General features: G+C 36.0%; 19 protein-coding genes and 1 pseudogene. 12 read left to right on the top strand and 8 right to left on the bottom strand.

The window, feature by feature from the left end; all coding sequences use genetic code 11:
• The 3 genes from F6K06_RS22945 to F6K06_RS22955 all read left to right on the top strand — a co-directional run.
• On the top strand, window positions 1-591 hold a 591-nt coding region (locus tag F6K06_RS22945; protein WP_287243020.1), incomplete at its 5' end, for a ribonuclease III family protein.
• Window positions 592-877: 286 nt separating this feature from the next.
• Window positions 878-1,576, top strand: a complete 699-nt coding sequence (gene rnc / locus F6K06_RS22950; protein WP_287243021.1) for a ribonuclease III — start codon at window positions 878-880, stop codon at window positions 1,574-1,576.
• Window positions 1,573-1,743, top strand: a complete 171-nt coding sequence (locus tag F6K06_RS22955) for a hypothetical protein (protein ID WP_287243022.1) — start codon at window positions 1,573-1,575, stop codon at window positions 1,741-1,743. Before rnc ends, F6K06_RS22955 begins: the two co-directional genes overlap by 4 nt.
• 154 nt (window positions 1,744-1,897) lie before the next feature.
• On the opposite strand, the gene F6K06_RS22960 is transcribed toward F6K06_RS22955, so the two are convergent.
• The 3 genes from F6K06_RS22960 to crtH form a co-directional block, all read right to left on the bottom strand.
• Window positions 1,898-3,787 (bottom strand): SBBP repeat-containing protein, encoded by a 1,890-nt coding sequence (locus F6K06_RS22960; RefSeq protein ID WP_287243023.1) that lies wholly within the window; start codon window positions 3,785-3,787, stop codon window positions 1,898-1,900.
• Between the two features lie 1,085 nt (window positions 3,788-4,872).
• Entirely contained in the window at window positions 4,873-5,937 is a 1,065-nt protein-coding gene (locus tag F6K06_RS22965) for a sulfurtransferase (protein WP_205127349.1), read from the bottom strand.
• Between the two features lie 446 nt (window positions 5,938-6,383).
• Complete coding sequence (crtH, locus tag F6K06_RS22970; RefSeq protein ID WP_287243024.1) at window positions 6,384-7,934, bottom strand: carotenoid isomerase; 1,551 nt, start codon at window positions 7,932-7,934, stop codon at window positions 6,384-6,386.
• A 225-nt stretch (window positions 7,935-8,159) separates the two neighbouring features.
• Here crtH and upp point away from each other — a divergent pair, with 225 nt between their 5' ends.
• The 3 genes from upp (at window position 8,160) to F6K06_RS22985 (ending at window position 10,154) form a co-directional block, all read left to right on the top strand.
• Window positions 8,160-8,810, top strand: coding sequence for a uracil phosphoribosyltransferase (gene upp, locus F6K06_RS22975; protein ID WP_124144825.1), 651 nt, complete (start codon window positions 8,160-8,162; stop codon window positions 8,808-8,810).
• Between the two features lie 607 nt (window positions 8,811-9,417).
• Window positions 9,418-9,741: a hypothetical protein gene (locus F6K06_RS22980; protein WP_124144826.1), complete on the top strand. Its 324-nt coding sequence runs from the start codon at window positions 9,418-9,420 to the stop codon at window positions 9,739-9,741.
• 131 nt (window positions 9,742-9,872) lie between these two features.
• A complete protein-coding gene (locus F6K06_RS22985; protein WP_124144827.1) occupies window positions 9,873-10,154 on the top strand; it encodes a YggT family protein in 282 nt (93 codons plus the stop codon).
• A gap of 90 nt (window positions 10,155-10,244) precedes the next feature.
• Here the strand turns inward: F6K06_RS22985 and F6K06_RS22990 are convergent, their stop codons facing one another.
• The 3 genes from F6K06_RS22990 to sppA all read right to left on the bottom strand — a co-directional run bounded on the left by F6K06_RS22990 (window position 10,245) and on the right by sppA (window position 12,255).
• Entirely contained in the window at window positions 10,245-10,703 is a 459-nt protein-coding gene (locus F6K06_RS22990) for a hypothetical protein (RefSeq protein WP_124144828.1), read from the bottom strand.
• Window positions 10,704-11,021: 318 nt separating this feature from the next.
• Window positions 11,022-11,399, bottom strand: coding sequence for a chorismate mutase (aroH, locus tag F6K06_RS22995; protein ID WP_124144829.1), 378 nt, complete (start codon window positions 11,397-11,399; stop codon window positions 11,022-11,024).
• Between the two features lie 37 nt (window positions 11,400-11,436).
• The gene (sppA, locus tag F6K06_RS23000) at window positions 11,437-12,255 is read right to left on the bottom strand and encodes a signal peptide peptidase SppA (RefSeq protein WP_287243025.1); all 819 of its coding nucleotides are present in this window, start codon (window positions 12,253-12,255) and stop codon (window positions 11,437-11,439) included.
• A 391-nt stretch (window positions 12,256-12,646) separates the two neighbouring features.
• Here sppA and F6K06_RS23005 point away from each other — a divergent pair, with 391 nt between their 5' ends.
• From F6K06_RS23005 to F6K06_RS23030, 6 genes and pseudogenes are all read left to right on the top strand, one after another.
• On the top strand, window positions 12,647-13,720 hold the full coding sequence (locus F6K06_RS23005; protein ID WP_287243026.1) for a DMT family transporter: 1,074 nt from the start codon (window positions 12,647-12,649) through the stop codon (window positions 13,718-13,720).
• Window positions 13,721-14,289: 569 nt separating this feature from the next.
• Window positions 14,290-14,428, top strand: a pseudogene (locus F6K06_RS23010) (IS1 family transposase); the annotation flags it as partial.
• Window positions 14,425-14,580 carry a hypothetical protein gene (locus F6K06_RS23015; RefSeq protein ID WP_287243027.1) on the top strand — a complete coding sequence of 52 codons (156 nt, stop codon included), beginning with the start codon at window positions 14,425-14,427 and terminating at the stop codon, window positions 14,578-14,580. The pseudogene F6K06_RS23010 and the gene F6K06_RS23015, both read left to right, overlap by 4 nt.
• 1 nt (window position 14,581) lies before the next feature.
• Window positions 14,582-15,652, top strand: a complete 1,071-nt coding sequence (locus F6K06_RS23020; protein ID WP_287243028.1) for an acyl-CoA dehydrogenase family protein — start codon at window positions 14,582-14,584, stop codon at window positions 15,650-15,652.
• 104 nt (window positions 15,653-15,756) lie between these two features.
• Window positions 15,757-16,167 (top strand): hypothetical protein, encoded by a 411-nt coding sequence (locus tag F6K06_RS23025; protein WP_287243029.1) that lies wholly within the window; start codon window positions 15,757-15,759, stop codon window positions 16,165-16,167.
• 2 nt (window positions 16,168-16,169) lie between these two features.
• Entirely contained in the window at window positions 16,170-17,093 is a 924-nt protein-coding gene (locus F6K06_RS23030) for an aminotransferase class I/II-fold pyridoxal phosphate-dependent enzyme (protein WP_287243044.1), read from the top strand.
• Between the two features lie 78 nt (window positions 17,094-17,171).
• Here F6K06_RS23030 and F6K06_RS23035 read toward each other — a convergent pair whose 3' ends face one another.
• Together F6K06_RS23035 and F6K06_RS23040 are read right to left on the bottom strand one after the other, a co-directional pair.
• Window positions 17,172-17,327 carry a hypothetical protein gene (locus F6K06_RS23035; protein WP_287243030.1) on the bottom strand — a complete coding sequence of 52 codons (156 nt, stop codon included), beginning with the start codon at window positions 17,325-17,327 and terminating at the stop codon, window positions 17,172-17,174.
• Window positions 17,328-17,654: 327 nt separating this feature from the next.
• Complete coding sequence (locus F6K06_RS23040) at window positions 17,655-19,181, bottom strand: GMC family oxidoreductase N-terminal domain-containing protein (protein WP_240038940.1); 1,527 nt, start codon at window positions 19,179-19,181, stop codon at window positions 17,655-17,657.
• Window positions 19,182-19,301: the final 120 nt, after the last annotated feature.

The raw sequence follows: 19,301 nt of genomic DNA on the forward strand, positions 1-19,301 counted from the left end.
ATGACAAAGAAACTACCTGAATTTAAAAATCCTGAACTTTTAAAACAAGCTCTCACCCACCGCTCTTTTTTAAACGAAAATTCTGGAGAAGAAGATAACGAAAGTCTCGAATTTCTGGGGGATGCTGTGTTAGGTTTCCTAGTAGGAGAACTACTCTATAGACGTTATAAAGAAGAATATGATTTAAAACCTAAAGAACTTACTCGTCTCCGTTCACTTTTAGTAGATGAAAAACAATTGGCAAAATTTGCAACTCAACTAGAAATTGGTGAATTAATGCGTCTTGGTAAGGGAGCAGAAAAAGATGGAGGTCGTCAAAACCCGGCCTTACTTAGTGACACTTTTGAAGCAATAATTGGAGCCTTTTTTCTAGACTCAACTTTGACGAAAGTTCGTCCTTTTGTGAACAAACTTTTTCAACCTGTTGCAGATGAAATAATTTTTTCAGACAATGATTTAGTAGATACTCAAGCTAAATTTCAACAGTGGGCATTAGAAGAAATTAAAAAATTCCTAGATATGAATCTAATAAATGTGGTGGTTAAGACGATAAACCTATTTTTTTGTCTCAAGTATTTGTGGATAATATAAAGTATGCTCAAGGTGAAGGAGGTATTCATTAATTGATAATTGATAATGGATAATTGATAATTACCTCTGGTTAAAACCGTTACGGAATTGAATATAAGGAGATATTATTTCTTTATTTTCCTCTGAAAAGGGGAGGCTTCAAGGCGCGAATCATTTAATGATTAATAATTAATAATTAATAATTCGGTAAAAAAGAAGCAAAAAAACAAGCTGCTAAAAATGCACTAGCTAAATTGAAATAAGAAGGATTAATATAGACGAATCTCAATAAATGTAAGATTGGCAAATGACAAAGAAACTACCTGAATTTAAAAATCCTGAACTTTTAAAACAAGCTCTCACCCACCGCTCTTTTTTAAACGAAAATTCTGGAGAAGAAGATAACGAAAGTCTCGAATTTCTGGGGGATGCTGTGTTAGGTTTCCTAGTAGGAGAACTACTCTATAGACGTTATAAAGAAGAATATGATTTAAAACCTAAAGAACTTACTCGTCTCCGTTCACTTTTAGTAGATGAAAAACAATTGGCAAAATTTGCAACTCAACTAGAAATAGGTGAATTAATGCGCCTTGGTAGGGGAGCAGAAAAAGATGGAGGTCGTCAAAACCCGGCTTTACTTAGTGACACTTTTGAAGCAATAATTGGAGCTTTTTTTCTAGACTCAACTTTGACGAAAGTTCGCCCTTTTGTGAAAAAAATTTTTCAACCAGTTGCAGATGAAATAATTTTTCCAGATTCAGAAAGTGATGCACAAACAGATGATTTAGTAGATACTAAAGGTAAATTTCAACAGTGGGCATTGGCAAAATTTGGAGAAAATCCTAAATATGAATCTAATAATGGAGAAGGTCCGGATCATGCCAAAATATTCACTGCTGAAGTTAGAGTTAAGGGAAAGTTATATGGTGTTGGAAAAGGTCATCGTAAACAAGAAGCTGAAAAACGGGCCGCAGAAAAAGCTCTGAGAAAAGTAGGATTAATTTGAATAAAAAATATGAGTGCATCTCAATTTTGAATAAAGCCAAAAATTTATCGCTTTTAGGCAACAGGCAACAGGCAACAGGCAACGGGGAATATATAGGAAAAAGTATTTTTGCAAATATTGAGATGCACCCAAAAATATGGGGCAAAAAAACGGCGTTGCTGAATTAGTTTATGATATTAATCTTAATTAGGGTTTGCTGAATAAAGTCTTTTTGTTAGGGTAGGCAGTAGTACGGAGTCAACCCACCCCTAACCCCTCCCAGGAGGGGAAAAAAGAAGGGGTAATTATTAATTTTAATTGTTGAACCCTATGTCTATCAAATTAAGCAACTGCTTGACGTCCTTCAGTTTGACCAAACCGAATATAATGTTCTAACCCATTGATAAATAAACCATTTGCCACTGCATCAGCAATTACTGGGTAAGTGGCCAGATAAAATTCTTCATCAAAAGCAAACTGAGGCGATCGCCCTTCTAAAAAACCAAATTCTAACCAATGTTCAAACCCGTTATTAAATAAACCATTTGTCACAGCATCTGCTACACCGGAATTTTCTAGCAAGTAAAGATTTTCGTTGAAACTGCTAGGAATATTGGGAAAGGGAATATTTGGAGGTTGACTACTAGAGTTTAGTTTCGCAACAAAAATATCGTTCGCTGTACTACTACCACCTGGAATAAATTCAGGAAAAGCAGTGGAGTTGCTGGAACCAACAATATAAGCATTACCAACTTCATCTACTGCAATGTCATTGCCAAATATACCCAAATTATTGTTGGTCTCAAAGGAAATTGAATATTCTACAGTTCCACCATCGTTAGATATTTTTCTGACAAAAGCATCGGCAAAATTATCGTTACCAATAATATAAGTATTACCGACCCCATCAATATCAAGACCCTCAATAGACTCAAAATTTGCTCCACCTAAATAAGTCGCATATCCAACAGAGCGATCGCTATTAATTTTAATCAAAATTCCATCACTTTCACCCCCACCAAAATTATTTTGCAAAGCATTAACAGTGGGAAACTCTCCAACTGGGGGTACTACTGCATCACCTCCGATAATTTGACTACCGGAAGCTCCTGCTACATAAATGTTACCCACTTCATCTACAGCAATGCTATTACCAGTATCTCCATCTACTGCACCATAATAAGTGGAAAAAATTAAGTCGCTACCGTCACTATTAAGTTGGGTAATGAATATATCTCGGTCTCCACCTAAAGAATTTTGTACTGCATTTTCAGTGGGAAAGTCAACGGAGCGAGTATCACCAGTTATATAAGTATTGCCACTACTATCTATAGTAATATCGTTACTTACCTCCGTATCATTTCCACCAAATAAAGTTGAGTAGATTAATTCACTACCGTCGGTAGATATTTTACTGACAAAAGCATCACGATTAAATTCACTAATTAAAGTATTTTGTAGGGCATTTTCTGTAGTAGGAAAGTCGCCAATACCAGTAAGAGGAACTATGGGAAAACGGAGTAAAGCACCCGTATCTCCGGTTATATAAACATTGCCATTATCATCTAAAGCAATACCACTACTAAAATCGTTATCTTGCCCACCTAAATAAGTAGAATATTCAATATTAGTACCATCATTAGATAGTTTAATTACAAAAGCATCTCCTAAAAATTCACCCCCACCATAGGTATTTTGTAAAGCATTTACTGTCGGGAAGTCAACAGAATTAGTATTACCTGTGACGTAGATATCTCCACTTTCATCTACTTCAATATCTGTACCAAAATCATCACCACTTCCACCTATATATGTAGAATAAATCAGAGTTCCATCAGGAGAATATTTAGCAACAAAAGCATCGCCAGAACCAAATTCATTACCTCCAGCAAAACTATTTTGTACAGCATTTGCAGTTACTGTAAAATCTATAGAGTTGGTACTACCTGTAATGTAAATATTGCCTTCTTCGTCCGTAGTTATGCCTCGTCCATCTTCAAAATTACTGCCTCCTAAAAGGTCAGAATATTCTATATTTACGTTATTATTTGAAGGAATTTGGGAACCGAAATTTAACCCTGGGTTACTAATCAAAACTATATCATTAGTTTCTGGGAAATTTTCCACTGGAGTAATTACATCTGGAGAAACTTCTATTGGTGGTGGCGGTGGAAAATCTGGAGGTGTTAATGTTATCTGTGACTGTTCAATTAGAGAGTTTAATTCATCCATAATTAGTACTAAATTAAATTCAAAATTTACTGAGAAATTATTTTGGTTATTATACAATAATTATTTCTTAATACATGGCTAATTAGTCAGTATTATTACCGATTATTTTATCTAAATATTAGATATAGCAATTCCCATATTGTTGAGGTACAAAATTCCTTTGTTGCGCGGGAGTAGGAAATAACAAAGAAGAAAAACAACTATACCTCATACCAATTTGAAAAAAGAATGTTACTAATAATAAGTGCAATAAAAAGATTTTGTAGAAAATGTCCCTTTGACAAAAAAGAGAATTTCCAACCTAAAAACTGGTACTAAATATATTCATTCTGACTCCTGAATTCTGAATTCTGTTTGCGGAGCATTCCGTAGGAAATTCTCAGAAATACCCTAGCTATTTGTAGGAAACATTTATAAAATTGGTATCAGTAACTTGAAAAACATTATATTATTCAATTTCATCTCTAAAAACTTAACCATTAATCATTGATTTTTTTTATTTTGAACCTATCCCACTATTTTTACAGCATATTTCGGGCAAATGAGGTATAGGGTAAATGATGAAAAAATTGTAGTGCGGGCATCTTGCCCACTCCGGGGTGTACCTCATAACAACGGCAAGCGCTTTAACAAGTTTATTTGTTTAAGTAATACCAATTTGAAAAAAGAATGTTACTAATAATAAGTGCAATAAAAAGATTTTGTAGGAAATGTCCCTTTGACAAAAAAGAGAATTTCCGACCTAAAAATTGGTATTAAATCTATTCCCATACGGCTTCTGAATTCTGTTTGCGGAGCATGACAAACGGAAATTCTAAAAAATACCCTAGCTATTTGTAGCAAACATTTATCAAATTGGTATAAAATGTGTTTGAAAAGCTTAATTTTTCGTTTTTAACTCTCAAAATATTTAGGGTTTTTAGCAAAAATTTTATTACTGAAATAGTTTTTTTTGATTTTGAATTTAATACAAATTCTCAAAAGTAATACTATACTTATGTGACACTTCAGTTATTAAATAATTAATACAGAAAAAGTCCCTTTTTGTTAATTAGCAGCTCAGTTAATGTTAATTATTCTTCTGTTTATTTCTCCCTCTCCGCGTCTCCGTGTCTCCCCTTCTCCCTGTCCTCAATAACCCCTACTCCCTCTTTTCTGGATTTTTCCAAAGGATAAATATCTGCACTACTCGCCGACCATTCCCACATAGAACCAGAGTAATTTTTCACCTTAAATCCCAAATCTTTCAATACAGAAGTAGACCAAGCAGAACGTACACCACCCGTACAATAAGTAACAATAATTTTATCTTTTGTAATTCCCTTTTCTGCCAACATTTCTAAAATTTTATCCCGCGATAATAACATCCCATTATTATCTAACCAATACTTAAAATAGATATGAATTGCCCCTGGAATATGACCCCCACGTTGTTCTCCATAAGGTGTTTTTCCAGCATATTCTTGTGGCTCCCTAGTGTCAATAATTACCAGATTATCTTTTCCTAAACTTGTTTTTAATTCATTCTGACTAATATGCCAATTTTCATTCTGATTAACCACAAAATCTCCTCTAGGTGGAGAATTATTTTTCGTAAACTTAACTGTAGGAAAACCCCCTTTAACTAAAGCAGTAAAACCTCCATCTACTAAAAAGGATTTTTGATGACCTAAAGTGCGTAACATCCAAACTATTCTGCCATCCTCTCCCCAACCATTTATGGTATTACCAAACACTATTACTGGTTTGTGATTAAAAATGCCTATAGCTTGTAATTTTTCTGTCAAAACTTTGTCATCTGTAAGTAATTTTCCTTTAAATGGAGATTGAGACTGAGAAAATTCTTGCCAACTTATACAAGTTGCGTTTAACAAACTTTGAGGATTCAATATTTTACAAGAACGAGCATCTAAAATTGTTGCTCCTTGTGCAACTAATTCCTGAGCTTGAGCAGAGCTAATTATCCATTGATTTTTGATTATTTGTTGGGGAAATTTATTAATGACAAACTGAGAATCAATAGATTGATTTTTGATTATATTGGTAGTTTGAATAAAACTGGATATCGCCAATGTAGAAATTAATCCCAATATCATTAATCCTATCAGTGCAATAATTTTAACTGTATTTAAATTGAGGGGATTAAACATACAGCAATTTCCTCATTAATAAATTATGTAGTGGCGTAACACGCCTAAAATATTGCAATACTAGGGGGGGGGTTCTGCGCTATTCTTAATTGCTCAACATTAAATTTAGATGAACGCACCCCACACCTTTTAATCTTTTGTATACAAACAATCTCTTAAAAAATTATGTATATCATATTTTATGAGAAAGGAAGAAAGAAAAAACATTAAAGTAAAAAACTTTATTTTCAATCTTCCCTTTATCTTTAATTACTGAATTATGAAGATTTAAAGCCTCTATTTTTAAGGATGAAAAAGAAAAAAATTATTTTAGTAAACTCTCTTCTTTTAAGGAGAATTAATTATCTTTTCTGTAGTGGGTTTAATACCCAACCGTCTACAAAGTGCTTAAAATTGTTTGGGGTTTAATCCATAAGCAATTTTTCCTTCTGCCTTCTGCCTTAAAATCATCTTTTTTTTAATCCTAAATCAACAGCAACTTTATGAGCGCAGGCAAAACCAGAAAATGCCACAGCATTTAAACCTTGACCAGGAAATGTACTATCTCCAACACAATATAAACCAGGTATTGCAGTACCATTAAATGGCATTGCTAATAGACCTTGTAATTTACGACTAGGAATAGGTCCATAAGTACCATCTTCACGATTTAAAAATCTTTGATGGGAACGAGCTGTTCCTACTTCCATATAATCTAAACCAGCATCTAAACCAGGAAAAATATTTTCTAATCTATCAATAACTCGCCCCCCAGCTTCTTCTTTTTTTGCTTCATATTCTTTGATTGTTAATCCTTGCCAATCTTCTATATAACAAGGTGTAAAACTATGAACAATATGATAACCTTTTGGCGCTAAATCTCGGTCTAAAAGTGTAGGAATAGAGACAAAAATAGTACCTTCTGCATCCTCCATTTTCTCCCAATTTTCTAAGAGAATATGATGACATTCTGTACCTTCTGGAAATACGGAAGCTTCTACTCCTAAATGTAAACTTAAAAAACTTGGTGACTTTTGATAATTACTGCGCCATTTTTTCTCACTTGACGGTATCTTTTCTGTTGGAATTAACTTGCCAAAAGTATCCCATCTCGTCGCATTAGAAATAACTCGCTTACCTCGATAAACCTTTCCATTAGTTAACTTAACTCCTACAGCTTTTCCCTTTTCAATAATAATTTCTTGAACGCGAGATTTATATCTAATTTCTCCCCCTGTTTTCTCCAAACCTTCTACCAATTTTTGAGAAATTTTACCCACACCGCCTTTAGGATAATTAATACCACCATAATGGCGATCGGAAAACACCATTCCAGCATTAATCATTGGTGTTAAATCTGCTGGCACTACTGACCAACAATAACATTCCATATCAATAAATTTTAATAATTGTTTATCGCTAATATATCGACGTGCAACATCACCTACATTTTGAGGTAAATACTTCAATAAACCCAGACAAGAACCAGGATTTTGAAAAAATGATTTGGAGAGATATTTTAACTCTTCTAGAGATAATAACTCCATAGAATTGAGATAATTAAATACTTTCCAACATTCATCATAAAATTGACGAATTCCTTTTTTTTCATGGGGAAATATTTCAGTTAATTCTTGGATAAACTTTTCATATTTTTGGTGAACTTTTAACTCTAAATTATCTGGTAAATGATAATGTATTTGTACGGGGTCGGGGATTGTTTCTATGCTAACATTTACCGCATCTAAAGCACGAGTCAGTAAATTTGTTGTACCTTTTTTACCAAAACCAAATATCATTGATGCACCAACATCAAATGTGTATCCCTCCCTCTCAAAATAACCAGAGCTACCACCAGGAATAGTATAACTTTCTAATACTATAACCTTGCCTCCTTTAGCTGCAAGTTGAGTAGCTGTAACTAAACCACCAATACCAGAACCGATAACTATTGCATCATATTCAAGTATTGGAGGAAATTTATCAGTTAATGACTGAGATGCAGGAGAAATTGCCATAGTAACACCTTTGAAAATTTGCTAGATTTCAGTGTAGCGCTTATGATGTTAATAGTGTTTGACTTGAGTCAATCAAAGTTTAGTAGTGGCGTGACAAAGCGGTCGAGGGATGGCGAGGAAACCTGCGCCATATCCAATCAACCAAGAGAAATAAAGTTCAATATTTCAAACCTCTGACTTTAACTAGAGGTACTGATAACTGATAACTGATAGCTGATAACTGAAATGACTATGCAACTTCGTGTTTATGTCCCACCTCATCCTTTAGTAAAACATTGGTTAGGCGTAGCTCGTGACATAAATACACCCTCTGCTCTATTTCGTTCTGCAATGACAGAATTAGGCCGATGGTTAACCTATGAAGCAATTCGAGATTGGTTACCAATAATAGAAACAACAGTACAAACTCCTTTAGCTGAATGTCCTGCTACTTTTGTTAATCCTCAAGTCCCTGTCGTAGTAATACCAATTCTCCGAGCTGGTCTAGGATTATTAGAAGGGGCGCAAACTGTTTTACCTTTGGCATCCATCTATCATCTGGGAATAGTTAGAAATGAAGAAACTCTCGAACCTAGCTGTTATTTGAATAAACTGCCTCCCCAGTTGGCCCCTAATGCTCGGGTTTTGATTTGCGACCCAATGTTAGCTACTGGTGGAACAATTATGCAGGCCATGACTGAATTAACTGAGCGTGGGGTTGATGTTGCTTCAATCAGAATTATTTCTGTAGTAGCTGCTCCTCCTGCTCTACAAAAGTTGAGTGTTAGTTATCCTGACTTGGTTGTTTACACAGCAACTATTGATGAGGTTGTTAATGATGTTGGCTATATTATACCAGGTCTTGGCGATGCTGGCGATCGAACTTTTGGTACTTAAGTTATATCAAATCCGGTGGGGTTGCACATAGAATCTGGTTATAATTAAATATATATATCCAATATTAACGAAGTCAGAAATCAGAAGTCAAAAGTTATTTTTGTCACGGGGATTTGAGCAACTCTCCAAAAAGATTTTCCCTTAAAAGGCGGGGTTTTAAACCCAATTATTTTGATAAAAAATCAGATCAATTATCGCACTATTATTTATCAATTCTTTCCCTCTACTCCCTACTCCCTTTTTTGGAGGATATGTTTAATATCTGTTGATAATTCTATAATTACTTCAATATTTCATCTTCCCTACTCCCCCACTCCCCCAAGGCTAATTCTTTGTCGTCAGAGAATATTTACAACCCTATATTTTTTTGAGATCCTGTGCTTCCCACAGTCCCCGCACTCCCCACCCCCCTCCTTTTTTCTCTGGTGACAATAAATTGACCCTGCCCCACTCCCCTACTCCCAACTATATAATAAGTATTCAACGGGATTTTATATTACTGGCCACTTGAAGCAAATCAAAATTAATTTATTTTTGACATTCTATTAAGAATATGCTAGATTGTAATGATTAAAGATTAACATAAACGATTAGCTATTTGCTAAATATGAGTAATAGAGATGGTTTTGCAAGTGGTTTGATTGCAGGAGCAGCAGTAGGCGGCTTAGTTGGTGGGTTATTGGGAATTTTAGTAGGAGCAAGGGTATCTAATGATGCAGATGAGGCAGAAAATTTATTAGAGACTCAAGATACTGAAAAACAAAAAGCCATAAAAGAATCAGAAATTATAGAAGAGACTCGTCAAACCTTGGAAGGTAAAATAGCCCAATTGAATCAAGCAATTGATGAAGTGCGCCAACAAATAAATGGTGTTAATGGAAGCTTGACAAATTCTGGGCGATCGCTCTCTGAAGAATCCTCAAATTATTAAGAATAAATCTAGATTTTATGAAATAGATTTTATATATAGCCCAGAATGAAAGATGAATAAGGCAAAGCTGTGTTAAAATAGACTTTAATATCTATGAATGAATTGTTTGTAGTTTCAGAATAATAACACTTATGAATGCCTCCATAGGACTACTAGCACAAACTTTAGGAACATTTGTACAAATATATTTAATTTTAATGTTCATTAGGATCTTATTAAGTTGGTTCCCTAATATTAACTGGTACGATCCACCATTTTCTGTATTGAGTCAATTGACTGATCCTTATCTAAATATATTTCGTTCTATTATTCCACCCTTGGGAGGTATAGACTTTTCTCCTATAATTGCTATATTTGCTCTCCAGTTTGTTGCTCAAGTTTTGACTGGGTTACTAAATGGCTTGGCTTATTAGTATCTATCAATATAGTTTTCTTTTAAAAAAAAACTTTGAGGCAGATTGAAAAAAGATATTAATTCTTAGAACTCAACCTGCCTTCAAGAATTAAAAGCCATCAAATTCTTCTATAGTTTGCCACCGAACTTTATGAGAAAAGCCAGATGATTTAAACTGTTTAAGTCTCAATGGAGTAGGTAGGTTTGCTGGTACGGAAACTCTAATTTCAAAATCAGTTACACCTGGGGGGACTTTTTCAATTGACCCAAGTCTTGTACGATTTTGCATAACATTATTATTATCAGCGTCATAGATACGCCCATATACATCAGCATCATACAAAGTTTTATCAGTAGAATTTTTAGCTTTACCACCGATAATAAAACAGTTAGCTGCCATACTAGAACCACTGGAAATCATTCCTTTTTCTAAACTAGAGGGACATTCTTTGTATTCTAGGTCGTATAGTTGAACTGGAATTGCAGCCAAGGCAGTGCTAGTCCAGAGCCAAGTGACTATGGCAACAAGGGTAGATATCACAATATTGGAAAAAAATGGCGCTCTCATGTAATAAAAATTTAGAGTGAGAATTATAAGTAACTCTAGCTTATTTTCTGAAAAGGTTATCAAAAAAAAATGAGTATAGTGAAACTAAGCAGCTAAAATAACCCTTGAATATATTGGTTATAGTCTGTCTTAATAGTTTGCATTAACGTAACGTTGGGTAGAAAAAAATCCGTAGCAGACTATTGCTATTTCTTTTCTTTTGCAGGTTTAATACCCCACAGTCACTTGCAATACTTAAAATTGCTTGGTGTTATCAGATACGGAGTGGCTGATCGTTGACTATCCATAAGCAACTCTGACTTCTGCCTTATGCCTTATTCAAGCTTTTTGCCAGTCAGGCCTCAAATTTTTTGCCCCTCGCAAATAGGTATGAACAATTTTTTTGGCCTGAGTTTCTGGCATATTCACATGAATCAAAAATCTAATACAACGTTCTAAACTACCTTCAACGTGCATCTGCTGCACATCTAATAAAGGTACATTATTCCAGTTGGGACGTTGGCGGGCGATCGCAGCAGGAAAAATAGCATCTAAGTCACGAGTCACAGAGAAAGTCGTACTAATAATTTGGCCTGGTTCGATTTGATTATGGTTCTCTAGCTCATCTAGTAGTTCCGTTACTGCCTCTTGAATAGCTTCTTTTGAGTTTTCTGAGACAGTAGTTGCCCCACGAATTGCTTGAACTCGCCACACCACACCAAAATCCTCCCAATCAACAACTTTTTATTTTAACTTAAGGTCGATACAGCCACAAAGGTAAACCATTGGTAGAAACTTCAAATTCTACCCAACTTTGAGCTGCCGACAGTTTTGATGATACCTGATTATTACCCAAAACTCGATTTACTAGAGATTTTGGTTTTTCGAGAGTACAACTCTCCGTCTTCTCTGGGTCTAATTTTATCAGTTCACAAAGCCATTTACGGGCATCTTCTTCAGTACCTAAACGGTCAACCACACCTAATTCTAATGCCTGTTCTCCTGTAAAAATTCGGCCATCTGCAAAACTTCTGACAGTTTCTACAGCTAAATTTCGCGCCTCAGCCACTATTTTGACAAATTGCTGATAACTATTATCAATCAAGTCTTGGAGAATTTGCTTCTCTGGATCTGTCATTTCTCGGTCGAAGGCTAATATATCTTTGTATGGACCAGACTTTACTACTTTAAAAGAAACCCCTACTCTTTCCAAAAGACGTTCTATATTGTTGCCTCGCAAAATCACCCCAATACTACCTGTAATTGTCCCAGGATTAGACACAATATGTTGAGAACCCATGCCGATATACACGCCCCCAGAGGCTGAAATATTGCCGAAGCTAGATACAATTTTGACTTTATCTTGCAAATTTTTCAGGGCATTGTAAATTTCGTGAGAGTCAGCAACAGTACCCCCGGGACTATCTATTCTCAGTAACAGACCCGGAAATTTTCTTTCTTCTACTGTTTTCAGTGCTTCTAAAACTCGCTTTCTGGTGTCGCTCGCGATGACACCATTAATTTCAATTCGGGCAATTTGTTTACGATACCGAGGCTTAAATGGCCAAATCATACTTTTATTCAGTCAAAAGTAAAATTTAATTATAGCACAAATTATCTGAATTTATTTATTAACATATTCAACTTAAATTGTCAACAAAGATAATATTTAATGAATATTTGGAAATTTTGCCTTATTATTAATTCATTAAATTTAATAATAGATACTTCTATGAAAAATTGTTACAATTTGTAAATAAAGTTTTAATATTAAAATGTATAAAATAATGACCAAAAAATAGGGTCAATAGTCTCCCCTTGGCTGCGCCACGAGCTGTCGCTCTACAAGGGGACAGAAAAATTAAACTTCAGTATTTCGGTGCCTCTGATTTACCTAGGTCATGCTGCGCAAACAGCGGTCGGTACTGATAACTGATGACTGATAACTGATAACTGAAATTACTATGCAGCTAAAACTGACTAACTCAAAACTCCCCTTTGCACCACTGTTACTAATTGCTCCCTTTTTCTTCTGGGGAACTGCAATGGTAGCTATGAAAGGTGTTATTCCTCAGACAACACCATTTTTTATGGCAGCAATGCGTATATTGCCAGCAGGTATATTATTGTTACTGGTAGGAATGATTCAGGGAAGACCTCAACCACAAGGAAAAATAGCTTGGTTGTGGATTTTATTATTTGCCTTAGTAGATGGTGCTTTGTTTCAGGGATTTTTGGCTCAAGGGTTAGTCAGAACAGGTGCTGGTTTGGGTTCGGTGATGATTGACTCCCAACCTTTGGCAGTAGCTATTTTATCATTATGGCTATTTCAAGAGAGAATTAGATTTTGGGGTTGGTTAGGGTTAGGTATTGGCGTTTTTGGTATAAGTTTAATTGGTTTACCTGATGAATGGATCGGGAGTTTGCTGCATCCAGAAACAATAGAAGCATCTCTGGGAATGGGTGCACTGTTTCAAAGTGGAGAATGGTTGATGTTATTAGCATCTCTATCTATGGCAGTCGGAACAGTTTTAGTGCGTTGGGTTTGCAAATATAATGACCCAGTTATGGCAACTGGTTGGCATTTGATTTTAGGTGGTGTTCCATTACTTGTTCTTTCCGCTGGGTTTGAGTCTGGACAGTGGGTAAATATTGATGGGTATGGTTGGATAGCGATGGGTTATGCAGCAATTTTCGGCAGCGCGATCGCCTATGGTTTGTTCTTTTATTTTGCTTCTTCTGGAAATCTTACGAGTTTAAGTGCTTTAACTTTTCTAACTCCAATTTTTGCTTTATTGTTTGGCAATTTGTTTTTAGGGGAAGTTTTGAGTTCGTTGCAGTCAGTGGGAGTTGGTTTAACTTTAGTTAGTATTTATCTGATTAATCAACGGGATGTATTAGCCGAGAAGTTGAAATTGAGGAGTTCAAAACAAAAAGATGTTTCAAATACCACTACAGGCAAATTATTGAAACAGTCTCAACAGGAAGCAGTTGAAGTTAAGGTGCCAGTTGGAGTTGAAATATCAGAGAAAATTTAACTACAGTGGTTTTAATTTGGGTAGACCATAGTAGGGATTATTTCCTGGGTTATGCTCGGCAAACGCGAATCATACCTAGAAAATTTTAGTTTTGACTTGAGGTCATCAATATGAAAACCGCTGTAAGTAGATTATAATCAAGTACTTGTTTATAGTTGGACTTGTTGATCAAAAAAATAAGTGCTTTAGTTCCTAAAGCACAACTACTAGCCTAATTATACTGAAATTAGGTGTTGCACAATAGAGAATGATATTCTAGAATTTTATTGAGAGATGGATTGCTATCTATGTAAATCTTGAATTTATCTTACAGCGCTTTTCAAATTGATGAACCACATCTTCACAAGCAAAACCTTGTAAGGACGTTCCATGGAATGTCCCTACTGTGGTCTACGCAAATGAAAACCGCTGTAACCTGATATGTCCATATTTCTAAGAGAGTATCCAGATTTGTATTAGGATCTGGACAGTACAAAGTTCTTAGTGGAAAAAATGACGTTGGTGAATTAAGGTATGATTTGAGAAAGGAGCGATCGCGATCTTAGGCAGAAAAATTATGGAATGTCCAAATGGATCAATCAACTAACATCAATAAAAATAGCCAAAAGAAAGGAAAGCAAAACTATATCTGTGTAGAATGTGGTTGTCAATTTATTGATGGCGATGAAACTTATAGAGGTTATAGTGATGAACTCTCCAGATAAATGCTGAAAAATGTATGTAAATGGTATGGGATGCTTCAATTAAGACCTATTCAAAGTCTGTCAAACTGCTTGAAGGCCGGCATTTGCCCAACTGTTGTTGATGATCGCAGCGCGATCGCTCTGGGCATAACGTCAGTTCTATCACAAACTTTATAAAATGACAATTTCACATCTACTCAAGACAACTAAAATCTATCTAGAAACCGATGTTTATCCCCGATCAAATGAAATCGATTTTTCTCCAGAGTTACTTTATCAAGCCTTAGACGGCTTAGGTAAATTAGGAGTATTAACATTACGTGTCTCCCAACAGTGGGGTGGAATAGGAATGACTTCAGAAACCTTCGTTCAATTTCAGGAATTAGTCGCACGATATTCCGGCGCATTAGCTTTTTTACAAACTCAACATCAAAGTGCATCCGCCATGCTGATGCAGAGTTCAAACACTCAACTTCAGGAGGTTTATCTTCCCAAAATGAGTGATGGAAAAATAAAAATCGGGGTGGGTTTTTCTCAAATCAGACGAACAGGAAATCCAACCATTACAGCGATTCCAGTTGAAGGGGGGTATCACATCAATGGTTACGTTCCTTGGGTGAGTGGATGGCAAATTTTTGATCAATTTATTGTGGCAGCAACCTTAGCGGATGGTCAAGCTGTATTTGGTTTAGTTCCGTTTCAAAATAGCGAACAAATTTCATTCAGTCAGCCCATGTCTCTGTGTGCCATGACTTCAACCAATACCGTTACTGCTACACTCAATCATTGGTTTTTACCCGCAGAAAAAGTTGTTTCAATTCAACCCATAGATTGGATTCATCAAAGGGATCAAAAAAATGCATTACCAGCCAGTTTTTTAGCCCTGGGCTGTGCTAAAGCTGGGTTAGATATTCTGGAAACAGTTTTTGAACAAAAGAAATTTATCTTTATTCAAGATGCGACAGAATTACTGAATCAGGAACTGAATCAATGTCGTGCAATCATTCAAAAAGCCCAACAGAATTCTAATCTAGATATCGACCAAAAATATCAACTCCGAGCGTGGGCAATTGATTTAGCCCTGCGATGCGCTCATGCTGCTGTTACGAGTTCAAGTGGAGGTGCTAATTTAAGTCATCATCATGCCCAAAGAGTTTATCGAGAAGCATTAGTTTTTACAGTTTCTGGTCAAAATCAAAGTCTAATGGCAGCAACTCTCAATCGATTAAGTCGGCAGTCATCACTTTAATAGCTGATTTGTAAAGAGAATTTAAAGCCGACTCGAAGACAGACTGAGTTGCCAGTAGTATAGATGAGATTAGTAAACTTTACTATTAATTAATCTCCTGGTTTATGAAATCACGTTCAACAGAAGAGTATGAATTATTTAGAAAACTTAAACGCTATCAAGGTCAGGTTGATCTGGGTCATTCAGATGCCCCTGAACATAAGAAGAAAGATCTAATGGTAGAACTGGAGAATTTATATGCATCTTACCCTGCCCAGTATTTAATCGATTCTCATAAAGTAACTGTGCCAGAAATTCTTGCTAATCTAGGTACAGAAAAGATTTTTGGGCTAATTCCCTCTTTTCCTAAAGTTGATCCGAAATCCGTAGTTATTTTCCCGAAGACTTCAACAATTCTTGTGAAAATGTCGATTCTAGCCTCCAAAGATAGATTATTACGGATGGGAGGAAATGTTAAACCTATTACAGTCATTTATCCAGAAGGGAACTTTCGCTACAACCATAACATAATATAGATATATTTTGTGGCACTACTCGGCATTTAGTAGAAGTTTGTCCCTCGAGTTTTAAGATTAAGCCAGACAAATTGGAAGAAGTCATTTGTACTGCAAAAAAGAATGGATATCTAATTGCTGCTTTTATACTGGAAACCCCTAATAATCCCTGGTGCCAAATTTATAGTCCAGATGAGTTAAAAGAATTAGCCGAGGTCGCGAATCAACATAATATCCTAATCATTAATGATCTGTATTTTTCAGGAACTGAAGCAATAGAAAATGACCAAGTTTCAGTAGCAAGTGTGAGTAGTCGCTCAGATTTAGTGATCACAACCTGTGGAATGCGAAGACAATTTGGAATTGACGGTATTGGCAAAGTAGGTTTTTTGACAAGTCAGAATGAGGCACTTGTAAAAGAAATTAAGCGCTTTGTTGTTGCAGCACATATTCGTTACACCAATGCCGAGGTACTTACAGCTTCTTGGGCTCTAAAACAAAGAGACTTGAATCATCGTGAAGAATTGAGAAAAGAGTTAGAGAGATTGAGGGCGAATGCTGAAGCTTTGCTGATGAATTCTGATTTCTTGGCTATGGGAATGAAGATTATAAAGAGTAGCTGTGCCGGGCCTTTTATCAATATTGGGTTTAACTCAGAACTTGAATCTAGGATGAAGAGTTTAGGGATAGGGGATAGTTATAATTTGGGTGAATATTTTTCTCAAATTGGAAAGGTTACACTTTTACCTTTAAGCTCAATGTTTACAAAGAAAATTGGCTTTCGGATAAACGTGACAAATATTTCGGAGTATCAAAGCGGATTAGCCTGTATGCAAGCTACCATTGAAAATATTAAGAAAGGAGTTTCTTATATTTCTTTAGAGAGAGAAATCAATCAAGAATATGAGATGTTGAGACAAGGTTATCGTCCTTGGGAAGGGATCTAGGTGTGAAAGTATGGCGGTTCAGATATCCATGATATACGATAGAACTCTACTCTGTAATGGCTGTAGCAACCAGTCAATCTACCAAATTATTAACAACTGCTTTTGTTCCCAGAGAATATAAACTCCACTGAAAAGTATAAAAGTAATAACTAGCCAACGGAAGAGTTGGCGACTGACTTTTTCTAATACAAAATTACCTAACCAATTTCCGGGAAAAGCAGCTATTCCTATCATCTGGATGAGAAAATTTGAAGATTTACAAATTCCTTAAATCCAGATGAAGCTGAAACGATTGCATGAATATTGAAAAAACAACCCTAAATTTTCTTCAAATTTCCTGGGATTTCAATTTCAATTTAACCAGGGCAAACGCATCTTATTTTGAAGTTCTAACAGGGCAAGGATGTTAGGGGTCTGAGTGTTTATACTTATCACTTCTCTAAAGCTTAACCGTAGAAGGTTCCAGAATTTAGATGCGTTTGCCCTGTCTCCTACCCTCACCCATAAGACTTTTTCAGCAAACCCTAGTTAGAGAAATGCGATCGCCATGAAGCCACAAATTCAAATTATCGCTTTTTGCAACATAATATCCCCTACTCTCAGAGCATTAGCTGCAATAGTCAGAGCTGGACTAACACCCAAAGCATTTGGCATAAAACCACCATCCACAACAAAAACATTTTCATGGTCATGTAAACGACAGTCTTGGTCAAGCACAGATGTATTTGGATCTTTACCAAACCGAGTTGTACCTACCTGATGGGACGTATGAATATCATCCTTATGACCCATCGCCCCAAAGCATAATATTGCTCCTGCTAACCGAAAGACGCGTTTTAACTTAGTCATGTAATACCGAGAACGAAAAACATCATAGGAATGAAATTTGTGGAACAGACGAATTTTCCCATCCTGACCAACTTCTATCCGATTTTCCTGTTGGGGTAAATCTTCTACAATACCAGTTATTACCAACATCCGCTTCAACAGAAATTCGGCAATGGGTTGAGGAATTGGCACAGGAAAATTTTCTTGTAGAGAAAGAAGTCCGGGAATAGGTACAGTTTGAGCTAACCCTAATTTATGTGGAAATTCTTTGGAACCAAGATAGAGGTCTGTAAACCCTAACTGTTTAATAAATTTATCCGCCCCACCAGTAGATTGTTTGAATAATCCTGCCACTAAAGCACCACAATGATACATATAATTCCGTCCTAGTTGTCCGCTACGCCCTGTTAAACCAGACTTCATCAGAATAACTGGACTACCCAATGCTCCAGCAGACAGAATATAAGTTTTAGCTGTAAGTTCCTCAACTGTGCCAGTTTTGCGACAACGAAGGCGAATAGCAGTAACTTTTTTACTGGTATTAGTAACTAAATTTTCTGCCTCTGTTAGGGTTTGAACTTTGAGATTATAATCAAGAATTGCCTGATCAATAGCACGCATCACTGTAGAAGCACGAGATTCATTGGGACAGTAGAAACCAGGACATTTAGAACAACGTAGACAAGTATCGAAGTTTATACCGAAGGCAAGATGAAATGGAGTTAGTCCCGCAGCTTTAATACCTTTTTCTAATTGTTGGTTAATTGGTTCGAGAGGTGGAACTGTGGCCGGATAACCATGACTTGGCGTACCAATATTCAGCATTTTGTGTGGTTTATCCCCGGCGACACCGAATAAAATTTCTGCCTGGTCGAAGTAAGGAGCCATATCATCATAGGCGATCGGCCAATCCCATAGATGACGGGGTAACCATTGGTCATAAAATTTACCTGGATGGAAATCGTATGGACTTGGGCGCATGAGTACCCCACCATATAGGGATGTACCACCACCTAATATTCCTGCGATGTGAAGTTGGGCGCTACGTCCATTTACTTGAATTTGGCGATCATCAAAAGCTTCTTTATCAATCAGCATTCGTTGCTCATCTTGAAAGGCTTCAACATCACTAAATCTAGGACCACGTTCCACAAGGAGAACTCGTTTACCAGCTTTTGCTAGAGTATGGGCAATTGTTCCTCCCCCTGCACCACTGCCAATAATTATTGCGTCAAAATCGTAACCCACTACTCTCTCCAAATATATTTTTTGAGTTTTGTTTTTGATTAAATAAACTTAAGTATAAGTTACCTAAAATATATGAATAATTTATCATTAATTTTTTGTTATTTGAGATACAAAACACTTTATATGTAGAAC

This window comes from Okeania sp. SIO1H4, assembly GCF_010672695.1.
Lineage (GTDB): Bacteria > Cyanobacteriota > Cyanobacteriia > Cyanobacteriales > Microcoleaceae > Okeania > Okeania hirsuta.

Coding starts and splice junctions, on each gene's coding strand:
- rnc (WP_287243021.1), top strand. CDS start 878: ATGACAAAGAAACTACCTGAATTTAAAAATCCTGAACTTTTAAAACAA.
- F6K06_RS22960 (WP_287243023.1), bottom strand. CDS start 3,787: ATGGATGAATTAAACTCTCTAATTGAACAGTCACAGATAACATTAACA.
- F6K06_RS22965 (WP_205127349.1), bottom strand. CDS start 5,937: ATGTTTAATCCCCTCAATTTAAATACAGTTAAAATTATTGCACTGATA.
- crtH (WP_287243024.1), bottom strand. CDS start 7,934: ATGGCAATTTCTCCTGCATCTCAGTCATTAACTGATAAATTTCCTCCA.
- upp (WP_124144825.1), top strand. CDS start 8,160: ATGACTATGCAACTTCGTGTTTATGTCCCACCTCATCCTTTAGTAAAA.
- F6K06_RS22980 (WP_124144826.1), top strand. CDS start 9,418: ATGAGTAATAGAGATGGTTTTGCAAGTGGTTTGATTGCAGGAGCAGCA.
- F6K06_RS22985 (WP_124144827.1), top strand. CDS start 9,873: ATGAATGCCTCCATAGGACTACTAGCACAAACTTTAGGAACATTTGTA.
- F6K06_RS22990 (WP_124144828.1), bottom strand. CDS start 10,703: ATGAGAGCGCCATTTTTTTCCAATATTGTGATATCTACCCTTGTTGCC.
- sppA (WP_287243025.1), bottom strand. CDS start 12,255: ATGATTTGGCCATTTAAGCCTCGGTATCGTAAACAAATTGCCCGAATT.
- F6K06_RS23005 (WP_287243026.1), top strand. CDS start 12,647: ATGCAGCTAAAACTGACTAACTCAAAACTCCCCTTTGCACCACTGTTA.
- F6K06_RS23015 (WP_287243027.1), top strand. CDS start 14,425: ATGCTGAAAAATGTATGTAAATGGTATGGGATGCTTCAATTAAGACCT.
- F6K06_RS23020 (WP_287243028.1), top strand. CDS start 14,582: ATGACAATTTCACATCTACTCAAGACAACTAAAATCTATCTAGAAACC.
- F6K06_RS23025 (WP_287243029.1), top strand. CDS start 15,757: ATGAAATCACGTTCAACAGAAGAGTATGAATTATTTAGAAAACTTAAA.
- F6K06_RS23035 (WP_287243030.1), bottom strand. CDS start 17,327: ATGATAGGAATAGCTGCTTTTCCCGGAAATTGGTTAGGTAATTTTGTA.